17 protein-coding genes and 1 pseudogene are annotated in these 13,990 nt (G+C 34.4%); 2 read left to right on the top strand and 16 right to left on the bottom strand.

Annotated features, from left to right (window positions below; all coding sequences use genetic code 11):
- Positions 1–14: 14 nt before the first annotated feature.
- The 8 genes and pseudogenes from ACYFX0_RS26055 to ACYFX0_RS26020 all read right to left on the bottom strand — a co-directional run.
- Positions 15–347 (bottom strand): annotated as a pseudogene (locus tag ACYFX0_RS26055) (NUDIX domain-containing protein); the annotation flags it as partial.
- A 126-nt stretch (positions 348–473) separates the two neighbouring features.
- Entirely contained in the window at positions 474–602 is a 129-nt protein-coding gene (locus tag ACYFX0_RS26050) for an NUDIX hydrolase (RefSeq protein WP_000062924.1), read from the bottom strand.
- A 185-nt stretch (positions 603–787) separates the two neighbouring features.
- The gene (locus tag ACYFX0_RS26045; RefSeq protein ID WP_000873836.1) at positions 788–1,045 is read right to left on the bottom strand and encodes a DUF3977 family protein; all 258 of its coding nucleotides are present in this window, start codon (positions 1,043–1,045) and stop codon (positions 788–790) included.
- 114 nt (positions 1,046–1,159) lie between these two features.
- Positions 1,160–3,010 carry a sigma-54-dependent Fis family transcriptional regulator gene (locus ACYFX0_RS26040; RefSeq protein ID WP_460272013.1) on the bottom strand — a complete coding sequence of 617 codons (1,851 nt, stop codon included), beginning with the start codon at positions 3,008–3,010 and terminating at the stop codon, positions 1,160–1,162.
- A gap of 122 nt (positions 3,011–3,132) precedes the next feature.
- A complete protein-coding gene (locus ACYFX0_RS26035; protein WP_187299008.1) occupies positions 3,133–3,306 on the bottom strand; it encodes a hypothetical protein in 174 nt (57 codons plus the stop codon).
- Positions 3,307–3,321: 15 nt separating this feature from the next.
- On the bottom strand, positions 3,322–3,660 hold the full coding sequence (locus ACYFX0_RS26030; protein WP_000499995.1) for an NIPSNAP family protein: 339 nt from the start codon (positions 3,658–3,660) through the stop codon (positions 3,322–3,324).
- On the bottom strand, positions 3,633–4,229 hold the full coding sequence (locus ACYFX0_RS26025; protein ID WP_000635676.1) for a GNAT family N-acetyltransferase: 597 nt from the start codon (positions 4,227–4,229) through the stop codon (positions 3,633–3,635). The genes ACYFX0_RS26030 and ACYFX0_RS26025 overlap by 28 nt, the downstream gene beginning before the upstream one ends.
- A complete protein-coding gene (locus ACYFX0_RS26020) occupies positions 4,226–5,011 on the bottom strand; it encodes a DeoR/GlpR family DNA-binding transcription regulator (RefSeq protein WP_000493642.1) in 786 nt (261 codons plus the stop codon). Before ACYFX0_RS26020 ends, ACYFX0_RS26025 begins: the two co-directional genes overlap by 4 nt.
- 250 nt (positions 5,012–5,261) lie before the next feature.
- Here ACYFX0_RS26020 and ACYFX0_RS26015 point away from each other — a divergent pair, with 250 nt between their 5' ends.
- Positions 5,262–5,759 (top strand): hypothetical protein, encoded by a 498-nt coding sequence (locus tag ACYFX0_RS26015; protein ID WP_000838465.1) that lies wholly within the window; start codon positions 5,262–5,264, stop codon positions 5,757–5,759.
- A 59-nt stretch (positions 5,760–5,818) separates the two neighbouring features.
- On the opposite strand, the gene ACYFX0_RS26010 is transcribed toward ACYFX0_RS26015, so the two are convergent.
- The 3 genes from ACYFX0_RS26010 to ACYFX0_RS26000 all read right to left on the bottom strand — a co-directional run bounded on the left by ACYFX0_RS26010 (position 5,819) and on the right by ACYFX0_RS26000 (position 7,624).
- Positions 5,819–6,424: a class I SAM-dependent methyltransferase gene (locus ACYFX0_RS26010; RefSeq protein ID WP_460272012.1), complete on the bottom strand. Its 606-nt coding sequence runs from the start codon at positions 6,422–6,424 to the stop codon at positions 5,819–5,821.
- A gap of 89 nt (positions 6,425–6,513) precedes the next feature.
- A complete protein-coding gene (locus tag ACYFX0_RS26005; RefSeq protein WP_000877649.1) occupies positions 6,514–6,915 on the bottom strand; it encodes an Rrf2 family transcriptional regulator in 402 nt (133 codons plus the stop codon).
- A gap of 85 nt (positions 6,916–7,000) precedes the next feature.
- Positions 7,001–7,624 (bottom strand): DUF4085 domain-containing protein, encoded by a 624-nt coding sequence (locus tag ACYFX0_RS26000; RefSeq protein ID WP_142398830.1) that lies wholly within the window; start codon positions 7,622–7,624, stop codon positions 7,001–7,003.
- 220 nt (positions 7,625–7,844) lie between these two features.
- Between ACYFX0_RS26000 and ACYFX0_RS25995 the strand changes: the two genes are divergently transcribed.
- Entirely contained in the window at positions 7,845–8,441 is a 597-nt protein-coding gene (locus ACYFX0_RS25995) for a hypothetical protein (RefSeq protein WP_000914437.1), read from the top strand.
- Between the two features lie 82 nt (positions 8,442–8,523).
- Here the strand turns inward: ACYFX0_RS25995 and lpdA are convergent, their stop codons facing one another.
- The 5 genes from lpdA to ACYFX0_RS25970 all read right to left on the bottom strand — a co-directional run bounded on the left by lpdA (position 8,524) and on the right by ACYFX0_RS25970 (position 13,845).
- Positions 8,524–9,903 (bottom strand): dihydrolipoyl dehydrogenase, encoded by a 1,380-nt coding sequence (gene lpdA / locus ACYFX0_RS25990; protein ID WP_000041184.1) that lies wholly within the window; start codon positions 9,901–9,903, stop codon positions 8,524–8,526.
- Between the two features lie 15 nt (positions 9,904–9,918).
- Entirely contained in the window at positions 9,919–11,118 is a 1,200-nt protein-coding gene (locus ACYFX0_RS25985; protein ID WP_106082106.1) for a dihydrolipoamide acetyltransferase family protein, read from the bottom strand.
- Between the two features lie 27 nt (positions 11,119–11,145).
- Positions 11,146–12,180, bottom strand: coding sequence for an acetoin:2,6-dichlorophenolindophenol oxidoreductase subunit beta (gene acoB, locus ACYFX0_RS25980; RefSeq protein WP_460272011.1), 1,035 nt, complete (start codon positions 12,178–12,180; stop codon positions 11,146–11,148).
- 17 nt (positions 12,181–12,197) lie between these two features.
- A complete protein-coding gene (acoA, locus tag ACYFX0_RS25975; RefSeq protein ID WP_460272010.1) occupies positions 12,198–13,196 on the bottom strand; it encodes an acetoin:2,6-dichlorophenolindophenol oxidoreductase subunit alpha in 999 nt (332 codons plus the stop codon).
- A gap of 169 nt (positions 13,197–13,365) precedes the next feature.
- Positions 13,366–13,845: a DinB family protein gene (locus ACYFX0_RS25970; protein ID WP_000233788.1), complete on the bottom strand. Its 480-nt coding sequence runs from the start codon at positions 13,843–13,845 to the stop codon at positions 13,366–13,368.
- Positions 13,846–13,990: the final 145 nt, after the last annotated feature.

The raw sequence follows: 13,990 nt of genomic DNA, 5'->3' as shown, positions 1-13,990 counted from the left end.
GTGCTATTTTACATTTATAAAAATATTTTATCTAGGTATGGCAATGCTAAAAGGGGCTTTTCAGATAAAGGGAAATATTTTAGTTTTAACGATTCACCATCTATCGATTTCAACTCGCCACCGCTAACTTCACACTCAAACACAACAATAATATATTCTACTTCATCACCATTCGGATATGTATGGCGGTACTTTTCTCCTCCAAATACTCCTTTTTGTTTTTTTACTTGTACTTTCAATCCTGTTTCTTCCCAAACTTCCCTAACTACTGCTTCTTCTGGAGTTTCCCCAAGTTCAATTGCTCCAGCTGGCAAACTCCAGTATTCCCCACCAGGATATTGAAATAAAGTGAAACTTTAATCAGTGGGGGTTTTATTATCCCCACTGATTATTAGTTGAACCAATCGGGCTTTTACGGGCAGTTGATCCCCCACCTAACTTCTTTGCTTTCGCTGAATTTTGAGATGGGAGTCTTACTGCCCGTTAATGCGGGATAAAATATCCCCCTGTTTATTTTTTATAATAGCAGCTACACTCGGCATGAATATTAGTTCATGCCCTAATTGCTCACGGATTTTTTTATAATATAGTGACATTGACATACTATTCTCTCCTAATCTATTAATAACTGTATTTTCTGATATTTATTGCATAATATTCTTAATACAAACTTCTATATAGAAAGGATAAAAACATGTCGCAAGAAAAACTTGCAAACAAATTTCTATCATTTACTGAAAGTGGTACTCAATAGATTGAGTACCACTTTTACTTTACATGCTTTTCATTAGCGTACTTTTTCTTCAGTCACCCTACTCACAATTCCAACAATAAATTTATATTCAATCCTTCTCTTCTTATCTTTCTTAAAACCCTCTTTCGTATCAAAAATAAAACACGTTTTTCGAAACCAAATTCGTACGTATACAGACTCTAAGTAAATAGGTTTTATAATTCCTCGTTCTTCAAATTCAGTCCCATCTTTATTTTCAGTTTCCGTTCGAACGAACCACTTATTCCCGATTCCAATCTCAATATACTTCACATACTAACCTCCATTAGGAAATTTCCCTTCTAACAATTCTATTATTTCCCCGGTAAGCGCAGATTCCGACAGAACATGAGCCCACAAAGAAAAAGTAGATTACAAAAATCTACTTTATAACTTATATTTTTGCATTCGCTTATAAAATGTACTACGGGGTACATCTAATAGTTTTGCAGCTAATGAAACATTTCCGTTTGTCTTTTGTAATACTTCAATCATGCTATCACGCTGTATTTTTTCGCGAAAATTTAGTGGATGTTCTGTTTTATTTTCAACTTGTAACTCAAGTTGTTGTTGATTTCCCATCATTGTTTGTAGCAAAAAAGCGACTTGCTTTTCGCATATTTCCCGTCCTTGCGACAAGATGTAAATGCGTTCTAATACATTTACTAGTTCTCGAATATTTCCGGGCCATGTATGTTGTAAAAATTGATTGCAAATACTCTTTGGAAATACAACATTCCAATTCTTCCGTTCGCAAAAGTGTTGTATAAAATATGAGATATCCTCTTTTCTTTCTATTAACGATGGAACATATAACGGATAAACGTGCAAACGATAATATAAATCTTGACGGAATTTCCCTTCTTCTACTAACCGTAGTAAATCTTTATGTGTGGCAGTAATAATACGAATATTTACTGGTACCTCTTTTGAACTTCCTATTGGAGTTATTGTACGTTCTTGTAAAACACGCAATAATGCTACTTGCATCTCTGGTGGTACTTCACCAATTTCATCTAAAAATAATGTTCCTCCATGCGCTTGTTCAAATTTCCCTTTATACCCTTGACGTCGCGCACCTGTAAACGCACCTTCAACGTAACCGAACAATTCACTTTCCATTAATTCTTTAGGCAGAGAACCGCAGTTAACAGCTATAAAGGGCCCATCTTTTCTTAGGCTATTTTCATGAATCGCTCTCGCAACATATTCCTTTCCTACTCCTGTCTCACCACATACATACACACTAGCATCAGTCGGTGAAACAAGCTTAATTTCTTCTAGTGTGTGTTGAAATGCTTTGCTTGTCCCGGTAACTCCTGAAAAAGTAATTCCTTTTATAAATGCGAAAGCAGAATATGTATTTATTTGTTTGTTTTTCTTTAAATACATACATTTCCCAATCATTCTTTCATTACTATATACTGGTATCTCTAATTTAGTTTCCAATCCATGGTGCATTAACTCTTCAAGCTTCATTCTTGACCAATTATTTATTCGTTCACGAACACTCTTACTCGCAGAAACGATAACATCACGATGATTACAAATAACTACTTGTTCGTCACTATCAATGACATCCAAAAAACGATGAATTAAGTGTAATTCATTTTGATGAACTCTTATGCTACATTCACGTTCTATTGCATGTGCAATTGAAGTTACCATACCGAGCATATATGGATGCGAAAATTCAATTGGACAGGAGAAATCTAGAACACCAATTAATTTCCCGTCATCATTATGGATAGGAGCAGCCGCACAACTCCAGCTATGAGATGCCACGGAATAATGTTCAGTACCACTTATCATAATAGCTTCTTCAATTTCTAGCGCTGTTCCAATTGCATTTGTACCAACAGCTGCTTCTGTCCATTTTACACCTTCAATAAAATTAATATGTTTCGCTCGCTTTAACGTTTGTTTATTTCCACTTAACGATAGAACATAACCATCTGGATCGATTAATAATGCCATCATTTGTAGTTCATCAATGGTTTTTCTCATATTTTGTATTTGAGGTAATGCTATATCAAGAAAAATTTCACTCTTTTTCTTTTGATCTTGAAAAAAATTAGAAGACAAAATTTTCTGACCTTTATTCATATAAGGATTCACATTTGCTTGTCTACATCGATGCCATGACTCTGAAATTCTTTCGTTTATACGGTTCGAATCAAAGACTCCTTCATCAATAAACTTTTTCCATGTATGTAAGTAAAACGGTGAAGCTAACATTGTATCATCTCCCTTTTAATTGTTTTGGAGATTTATAAAACATACTTCTATTATAAAACTGAATAAAAGCGTTTTCAATACAACTAGAAAGATGACACAAATATGTTAATAATTTGAATATATTAATGCGCGTCTTTATTCTTTTTTAGTAGCATCATATTTTGTATAATGGACGCAAAGAAAATACATAACCAAAACCACTTTTGTGGATTACCATTTATAAAGAAAACAATCACGGCTATTGCAAATAAAATAGCGGCTGATAAACTAATATATAATTTCGTTCTGACCTGCATTAGTCTTCGCTCCTATTATTTTACAGTACATACTAACTCTTCATTTTTCATCTCTACTATGTACTTCTGTAAAACATATTCTCTTCCGCCATGTTTTTCATACCAATCATGTATTCTTTTTACATGAATCTCGTCACTTCTAATTTTCGATTCAATTTCTTTATACCTTTCAAAACTATCATATTCCCATATGGCGAATACTTCAGACGTACCATTCTTATTACCTTTCATCCAGCGTCCTATTAGCCTAGAGCCATGCTTTAACTGATTAGGTAAGTTCGTGTTATTGAAATGATCATTAAATACTTCTATGAATTCATTTTTCACTACATAGTACTTCCTTCTGTAAAACATACCTCTTCCCCTCTTTTATGAAAAGTATCAGTAAACCTTCCCATCACTACCGTATTATAATACTTTCCATCCGATAGTCTTTTGTCATTTTTCAAAATGCCTTCTACTTCAAAACCTAATTTTTTATACAGATGAATAGCTTTCTCGTTTGTCTCTAATACTTGTAAAGATATTTTATTTACTGCATTTTCATCAGCCCATTTAATAGATTGTTGCAATAGACTCTTACCCATTCTATATCCCCAAAACTCTTTTAAAATACAAACACCAAACTCCACTTTATGAGATAATCTCTTAAAATTTGACCCTTCACATCTTGAAAATCCAACGATTCGATTGTGCACTTCTACAACTAAAAAGAGATTCTTAGTCTCTTCACTATCTGTTTTTATTATTTTTTGAAATCCTAGATCATCTATAAATCCCTCTCCAGCATCTCTATCCATATTTTCAGTTTCTCCATCAATCTGAACTCTAATTTTCGATAACTGCTCTGCATCTTTCTCAGCTGCAGAACGAATTGTATAAGTTAATCCATTTATATGAAACTCTTGCTCTTTTACAATCATGTCAAACTCCTTTCAAATGAATATAATGGCGCTATTACAACTTGTTTACCTTGTTTCTCAAAGTCCTGAACAGTTTCTTTACTAGCCTCTTCGTCAGTTATAATAATGTCAATTTTTTTTAGAGACTCTCCTCTTATAAAACAATCTATTCCAAGTTTATTATGCGGAACTAAACAAATATTTCTTCTAGCAATTTCACTTACTCTTTTACTAAAATAAGCAACTTCAGGTGTTGCGGTACTAATACCTTGTAATGAAATGCCTCCACCTGTAGAGAAATACAGATCAATAGAAAATCTACTTATCAATTCAGAGGCAAGTGTATCAGTAATATTCCCTGAAGGTTTTACTTTTCCGCCAATTAAATACGTATCAATATTCTTATATTCTCGTAGATAACCAGCTATTTCTATAGAATTCGTAATAACCGTAAATGATACTTCCGGTAAATATTTCAGCATCGCATTATGAACGGAAGCCCCACCAATAAAAATTGAATCACCTTCTTGTATATAAGATACCGCAACTCTTGCAATTGTGTCCTCATATATTGAGCTATCACTATAACGTTTAGTTGGTTCCGCAGCTAAGTTTCTCACTCGCGTAAGTTCAATTGCACCTCCGTGCGTTCTTTTTAATAAACCATCCTTTTCCATAATAGACAAATCTCTTCTTATAGAATCAATAGACATATCAAATCTTTCCGCAAGATCCTTTGCTATTACTCTTCCATCTGTATTAAGTAGTTCTAAAATTTTCTCTCGACGTTCTTCAGTAAACATGTTATCACCACCGTTATTGAAGGTTCAGAAACTTAAACTTTATTTTAATTATATGCATGCCTCTTCCGTTTTACAATATTTTCAATTCTTATTTATTCCGTTTTATACAGTCTTCTCCCTCTTTCTATCCTGTTAACTTGACAACCAAATAAATGTATATCTGTATATTACGCAAAAATACTTCCATTTACCTTCCTATTGATGTAAAATTATTCCTATGTTTTACTTTTTAATACAGAAAGGGATTACTATGAAATCATTAATCAAAACGACATGTACAGCATTATTATTTACTGGAATATTAACAGGATGTAATAGCAATACTACATCAAAACAAGAAAAGAGCGCTCTCGAAAAGAATGCAATGCACTATGGAGAAATAGTTAAAAATGAATACTATAGAGCGACAGTTGAGAATGCAAAGTTTGAAAAAATAGACAAAGAGCGGCGCCTTACTACTCGTGTTATGATTAATAATGTTCGAGACGATGGACAAACTATTGATCTTTCGGAAATAAAATATTTCATACAAGATGAAAAAACTGGTGAGAAATATGAAGGTGAAGCTCATCCGATAGATGACGAGCACTATAAAAATGTTCCACACGAATTTTCTTTAACTACTGACATTGTGTTTGAACTGAAAACTTCACCAAAAGATTTAAATAATATGTATTTATACATAGATAGCAAAGCTGCGCCGTTAACAAATACATATTGGAAACTTGATAATTTAGTATCTAAATAGAAAGACCAGTCTTATACGACTGGTCTTTTTACATTCATACATTTAACTTTCATTAACACTTATATTAATTTTCTAATAACAACTTGAATAACATCAACTAAACCAGTGTGCCCTTTCCCTTCAACTCGCTCTTGTTCTCCATTAAAGAAATGAATTACCTTATGTTCTTCACACCAAGTAAGGATATCAATTGGATCATACAGCATATCAACATCTTTTGGTCCACCAGTACTATAGTTTATTTGTTTTTTTGAGTAAACTTCAAACATAATTAATCCACCAGGCTTTATCGTTTGTATCATTTTACCTAATATCATTTTTTTATATTCATCATGAAAATGTCCAAATACCATAATTGCCGCATCGTATTCATTTTCTGGCAAACTATCAGCTAATAAATCTACTTTTTTTGTATGCACGTTTACGTTATGCTTCTCTGCCAATTTTTTTGTCTTTTCTAATCCATCTTCCGAATAATCAATAGCTGTTACTTCGTTCCCTTGTCTTGCTAGAAATACAGCATTTCTACCTTCTCCCTCCGCAAATGCTATTACTTTATCGTGATTTGCTAAACGAAATGCTTGTTCTTTAATAAATGTATTAGGTTCTTCCCCGTAAAAATATTCACCTGATTTATATCGATCATTCCAAAATTTATTCATCATCTTCTCTCCTTCTTCATATCATTTTCTAACTACAATTAAAGATATCAAAGAGTCTTTTTATCCTTAATCAATTTAAAAATAAAAGCAGATTAAAAATCCACTTTTATTTTTTTCGCAAGATCTACGATTTTTTGATTTCTTAACTCTTCTTCCATTTTCTCTTCTGCTGCGAGCATTGCCTCATTAATTAAACATCCAGGTTTGTCATGTAAACAACAGTCAAACAATGATGTTTTGCCTTCAATTGCATGTATAATATCTAAAAATGAAATATCTTCCCAATTCTTACTAAGCGAGTAACCGCCCTTTGGACCAGATGATGAATGTATCATCCCTTCCTTCGTCAACTTAGTTAGTATTTTAGACAAGTACGTTGGTGACACATTTTGCATTTCTGCTAATTGGTGAACACTAACTAACTTATTTGGTGTAGCCTTTGCCAGAAAAAGCATTGTATGAAGAGCATAATTTGTAGCTTTAGAATATTTCATAGTACAGCTCCTATTGTAGACTTCATGTATCTACAATACCTTTGTTTTTTTATTATGTCAAACGTTTCTAATACTCCATACAACATTATTTCTTCACAAGTAATACATCGGCTGCGCAAATCGACACTTCTCTAAATGGACAGTCAAATAAAACACCTAGTTCAAAACCATCTTCAGTAAGAGCTATTTCATGATATAACCACCAAGCACTGCCAAAGTTTTCCTGCATAGAACACTTTGTTACTCCTATAAAGGTTACTTCAAGTTTATCAAATTCACTAAAAGTACCACTGCAATCTAATACGATAGACAAAGTATCTTCTGATTCTCTCTTTATTACTTTAATTACACTATCGTGTAGTGATGTCTTGTGTAACTGAGCGACATTTGACAGAAGTTTTTTCTCAATGGAATTAAAATATTCTACGTATGATTGATCTAATTGTGCCATTCTTTTCTCATAATCTGTTGTCCACTCTTGCATAAGTTTTTTCAGTTCACCTGATGGGTATTCTGAATTAATTGTTATGTTTTGTATAATTGAGTATATCGATTCAGGAAGGAATTTTAATAAATCTATTTTCCTTTCCTCTATTTCTTCCTTTAAACTTTGTATATCCATTTCCGACCATTCTTTTATAGACTCTATAAAACTTACAAATTCTAAAACTTGCATTTTTTTATACCATTCTCTTGTAAAATATTTCAATGACACCTCTCCTAAAATATCTTTACATCCAGTAAAAGCAATACATCCACTTATTATATCATTCCAATAACCATTTTTTCTAAAGAAATAATGTAAAAATGTAAATATTCCGCCTATTATTTCTAAAACTTCAGAATATTTACAAAAGTATAAAATTAGAATACATTTTAGCTGTACAAGATTCACCTGTACAAAAATTCAAACAAAAAGGGATGGTTATATGTTGAAGAAATTAGTAGCAGGGACATTAGTAGCGGGTTTTGCATTAACTGGAGGACTAGGTGCAGTAAGTGCTGAGGAAAAAAGTAACACAATTAAGTCATTTGATTATTTAAAAGTGGATGAACAAAATGTTAATTCATTTGCAAAATTAAGTGATCAGGATAAGAAAGATATCCAAATTACTATGGTATTACCTAAGCAAAATGAAAATGGAGATTGGCTAGCTTATGGTTTTACTAGCCGCGAAACATTGGATGCGTATATTGCAAAGGATAAAAAAGCAATTAAAAATAATATTAATCCTTTAGGTAGTGGTGCTGGTAGTACTGATTTTTATGAACATAAAGATAAAGGTGGCCAATATATTTACTGGAGCAGTGGCTTTAAAAACTTACCATCTAGCTGGAATGACAGAATTTCTTCTGTAAGTACAGCGTCGCCTTCTGCAAGTTATTCAACAACACTTTGGGAACACACTTCAACACAAGGATATGGAAAAGGCGTTTTATTTAAACACGCTGATTGGTACGGTAAAACTGCTAATTTAGCTCCTGAATGGAACGATAAAACTTCAGCTATTGACATTAAAAAGTAATAGAGGATTTAATTTCTTCTATAAAAATTAAAACCACTATTCTCTCATTCATTTAGAGAATAGTGGTTTATTATAATTCGATTTAAGCATGTACAGCCTGTCCTACAGCTTGCAATAATGCTTCATGAATCGCTTCAGATAAGGTTGGATGCGCTGCAATATAATCTCTCATTATATCAGCGGTAACTTCTGTATGAATCATTACGGTCCCTTGACCAATAAGTTCAGTTGCATGAGGACCGATAATAGAAATCCCTACAATTTCTTGGTATTTAGGTTCCACAATGACTTTTACTTTACCCGTTTGTTCTCCTAAAATAAGAGCTTTTCCGTTCGCTGTAAAATGGAATTCTCCAATGAGAATATCACCATATTGTTCTCTTGCACCTTTTTCACTTAACCCGACACTAGCTATTTCTGGAGCTGTGTATATACAACGGGGAACAGCGTGATAATTTACTTTCACGTCTTCTCCGCTTGCGTGTAATGCTGCTGTCGTTCCTTCATGGAAGGCAACGTGAGCAAGCTGAATTCCACCGATCACATCACCAACTGCGTAAATATGTGATACGTTCGTTTGCATATGTTCATTCACAGCAATCCCTTTATTTGAAAACTGAACTCCTGCCTTTTCTAATCCTAATTGTTGTACTCGTGGTTTTCTTCCTACAGAAACAAGAACAAATTCTGGAGTTACTTCGTGAGTAATTCCCTCGTATTCAAATGAAGCTTGCTTCTTATAGTTATTTAATCCTTTTAAAACTGCTCCCGTAAAAATTTCCACACCATCTTTTTCTAATTTCTCTCTTAAAATATTCGCGATATCTTCATCTTCACCAGGTAGTAATTGCGGTGCCATCTCAACTATCGATACTTTTGTGCCGAGTCTACTATAAATACTTGCAAACTCACATCCTATTACACCACCGCCAACGATTAACAATGAAGATGGTACACTCTCAAGAGACATTGCATGGCTACTATTTAAAATCCATTTTCCATCGAACGGAGCGAATGGTAATTCTGTAGGTTCGGAACCAGCTGCAATAATAAAGCTCCCTCCATCAATTACTTCTTCTTTATTTCCTTGTACAACTCGCACACGATGATCCGTTTCGAATTTCGCTTTTCCTTTTACAACTTTAATTTTATTTTTCTTCATTAAATATTGTATTCCTTGGACGAGTTGCTTTACGATTTGTGATTTCCTCGCCTGTATTTGACCCCAATCAATTGAGATATTTTCTGTATTAATCGTAACTCCATAATCATTCGCTTTTCTCACAATGTCATGTACTTCAGCACTTTCTAACAGTGATTTCGTAGGCATACACCCAACATTTAAACATGTTCCGCCAAGGTCAGCTTCATCAATAAGAGTGACATCTTTGCCATTTTGAGCCGCGGTAATTGCTGCTACATAGCCAGCAGGTCCGCCCCCAATAACAACTAATTTACTCATTCTCTCACCTTCTCTTTATAAAAGAATTGTTATAGGTTCTTCTAAATAATGTTTAATTGTGCGTAAAAATGCAGCTGCTGGTGCACCGTCTAATACACGATGATCGAATGTTAAACTTAAAGGTAACATACTTCCTTTTCTTAGTTTTTTCCCTTTATATACAGGAACATGTTCAATTGCACCTACACCTAAAATACCAGTTTCAGGTGTATTTAATACCGGCGTAAAATATTCAATACCAAAGCTACCTAAATTACTAATTGTAAATGTCGTTCCGTGCATATCATCACTACTTAAGCTACCTGCTCGTGCCTTTTGTGCCACATTCTTAATCTCTTTAGACAACTCTACTAAAGATAAATTATTTGCAAAGCGAATAGCCGAAACGACTAATCCTTTTTCTAATGCGACTGCCATGCCTAAATGAACATGTTCAAATTGATGAATTGCATCATCTATATAAGCGCTGTTCATTTCTTTATGCTCCCCAAGCGCTAATACAACAGCACGAGAGACGAAATCCGTAATGGTTAGTTTGTTATCATATCTTTTTTGTACAACTTCTGCTATTTCTTTATGTAAAGCAACTAAATCTGTTACATCTACTTTCATCGTTAACGTTAATTGTGCGCTATTTTGTAAGCTTGCGTGCATACGATTTGCGATTGCTTTACGCATACCAGTAACAGGAACCGCTTTACTTTCTTCTCGTTCAGATATTTCCGGAACGTTTACTCTTACCTCAAGTACTTTTAATACATCTGCCTTTGTAATCCTTCCGCCAGGACCTGTACCAACTAATGCCTTGATATCCAGATTTTCAGACTTTGCAATTTTCTTGGCTACAGGTGAAATTTTAATTCTTTGCTTCGATACTTCTTTCCCATTTGCTTCTTGATTTTGTACATTTTGTACTTCTATATTAGATGTTTTTTCTTCTACAACATGTGTGCTTTCCTGCATTTCTACCTTTTCATTCGGTTTACCGATGTAGCAAATTACAGTACCAGGCGGCACTCCTTCATCTTCACTTACAGCTATATCAAGTACCGTACCATCAGCGGGTGCTTCAATTTCCGTTTCAATTTTTTCTGAGTTAATACTAGCGATCAGTTCTCCTTTTGCTACATTATCGCCTGCTTTAATATTCCAGCTCGTAATAATACCTTCTTTCATCGCCATACCTAACTTCGGCATTACAACTTCTACAGCCATGTGTCTCTCTCCCTTCTCATCGTTTTATTACACATGTAATAAAGATTGGTCTCCAATCATTTCTGATACAGTTTCAATTACTTTTTCTGGCGTTGGCAAATACAACTTTTCAAGTGGTGGTGAGAACGGAACAGGTGTATGTGGTGCTGTAATTCGTTTAATAGGTGCATCTAACAAATCAAAACCTTTATCCGCTACAATTGCCGCAATATCTGTTGCAATACTACATCTAGGATTCGCTTCGTCAATGACGATAAGACGATTTGTTTTTTCAACAGATGATAAAATAGTATCTTCATCAAGCGGTGATAAAGATCGTGGATCAATTACTTCTACTTCAAGCCCCTTTTTCGATAATTGCTTTGCAGCTGCAAGCGCTGTATGAACTTGCTTTCCGATTGCGACAATTGTTACATCAGAACCTTCCCGTTTAATATCTGCTTTTCCTAATGGAATTGTATAGTATCCTTCTGGCACTTCACCTTTCATATTGTAAAGTGTTTTATCCTCAAAGAAGATTACTGGATCATCATCTTCAATTGCCGCTAATAATAAGCCTTTTGCATCATACGGTGTGGAAGGAACAACAACTTTAATACCTGGTATGCTCGTAAATAATGCGTACAAACTTTGTGAATGTTGAGCTGCTGCACTAAAACCAGCGCCATGCATCGTACGTACTGTAACGGGTACTTTTGCTTTACCTCCAAACATATAACGGAATTTCGCACCTTGGTTTAATACTTGGTCAAGACAACTACCGATAAAATCATTAAACATTAACTCAGCTATCGGACGTAACCCAGTTGCAGCAGCTGCCATCGCAGCTCCCATATAACCCGCTTCAGAAATTGGTGTATCCAATATACGATTTCGGCCAAACTCTTGTACAAGTCCTTTCGTAACACCAAGAACACCACCCCAAGCTTCATCATCTTGCAGGTGATCAACTTGTGCACCGCCTGCAACGTCTTCACCTATTAAAATTACATTTTCATCACGACGCATTGAGATTTTCATCGCTTCAGAAATTGCAGTTGACATACTTACTGTTCTAGTCATAATTTTTCACCCTCCTCTTATTTGTAAGAAACGTATACATCTTTTAATAATTCTTCATCCTCTGGGTATGGACTATTTTCACTAAATTCAATGGATCTTTGTACTGCATCATCTACTGCTTTTTCCATATTAACAAGTTCAGATTCCGTTAATAAACCTTCATGAATTAAATGCTTACGGAAATTCACAATTGCATCTTTTTCATTTAAATGTTCTTCTTTTTCTTCTGTTGTTTTATATGTTTGCGCTTCACCTTCGAAATGACCATAATTACGATATGTCATACATTCAATAATTGTTGGACCATCACCATTACGCGCACGTTCCACTGCTTCTGCAGCAGCTTTATATACAGCGAGAAGATCTTTTCCATCTACTTGAACACCTGGAATATTATAAGCTTTTGCACGATTGGCAATAGAATCACAACTTGAAGCATATTCAAATGTAGTTGCTTCACCATAACCATTATTTTCTGCGATAAAAATAACCGGTAACTTCCAAATCGCTGCTAAATTAACCCCTTCATGAAATGTCCCTTCATTATTTGCTCCGTCACCGAAGAAGCAAACACTTACATCCTTTGTTCCTTTATATTTAGCTGTTAATGCTGAACCGCAAGCAAGTGGGAAACCGCCACCTACAATGCCATTTGCACCAAGCATTCCTTTATCTAAATCGGCAATATGCATGGAACCACCTTTGCCTTTACATAACCCTGTCGCTTTCCCGAAAAGCTCAGCCATCATACCATTTAAATCACAACCTTTTGCGATACAATGTCCGTGCCCCCTATGTGTACTTGTAATACTGTCACTTTCCGTTAAGTGGGCACATACACCAACTGCTACCGCTTCTTCACCTGCGTATAAATGAACGAAACCTGGCAGAACGCCTTGCGCGAACAATTCATGCACCTTATCTTCAAATTTACGAATCTCTAACATTTTTTTATACATCCAACGAGCTTGTTCTTTCGTAATTTCATTCCCTTTACTTTCAGTTGTTTTTAACATGTCCAGCCCTCCTATTTTCTTGTTCGTCTGTTATATTGCAAGTACTATGCCAAATTCTAATCCTTGATTTCATGGGTTTTCTCATTTCTTTCATAATAAAAAAGTGGACAAAATGAGACAGATGTCTCGTTTTGTCCACTTTTGTTCACCTAATTTGAGAACTATTATCTTATTCATTATCAAAGCTCTGCTGTAATTTTCGGATGTAAATAATTTGCCCAATATGATATGCATTATGAGTTGTTACATTCGCTAACACTTCCCACCACTTTGCAGAAACAGGAAATCCCACTACATCACTTTCAACCTTTTCTTCATTAATGAGATTTTGCCATTGTAACAGTTTTTCTAATAGTTTTTCCCGTAATTCATCGAAAGTTTGATTATCTGAAAGCATAAAACTTTTGTTATTATCTCCTATAGCGGGTACTGCATTCACATTTGATTCTTTATACCTAGTTTGCCACGTAGAGTTCCAATACAGTAAATGTTGTACGATTTCAGCTATACTATTACTCTCTTCATTCGGTTTCCAGCAAGCTTCCCTCTCAGATAAATCCTTAACTGCATCGGAAAATGGCATATACCAACTAGGATCATTTGCATTCGCTAATAGCTGATCTGCTAATACATCTTTCACATGGACCATTTTTTTCCCTCATTTCATTATCATATTAATATACACTACTCTATATACGCTCATTCCCTATAATCCCCTTTTTTACATACAAATTGATTTCATACTAAATGTAAGAATAATAGATTTTCTTATCATAACTCGTTATGATAAAAGA

This window comes from Bacillus sp. NEAU-Y102, from assembly GCF_054788175.1.
This window is presented reverse-complemented; position numbering and strand designations above follow the sequence as displayed.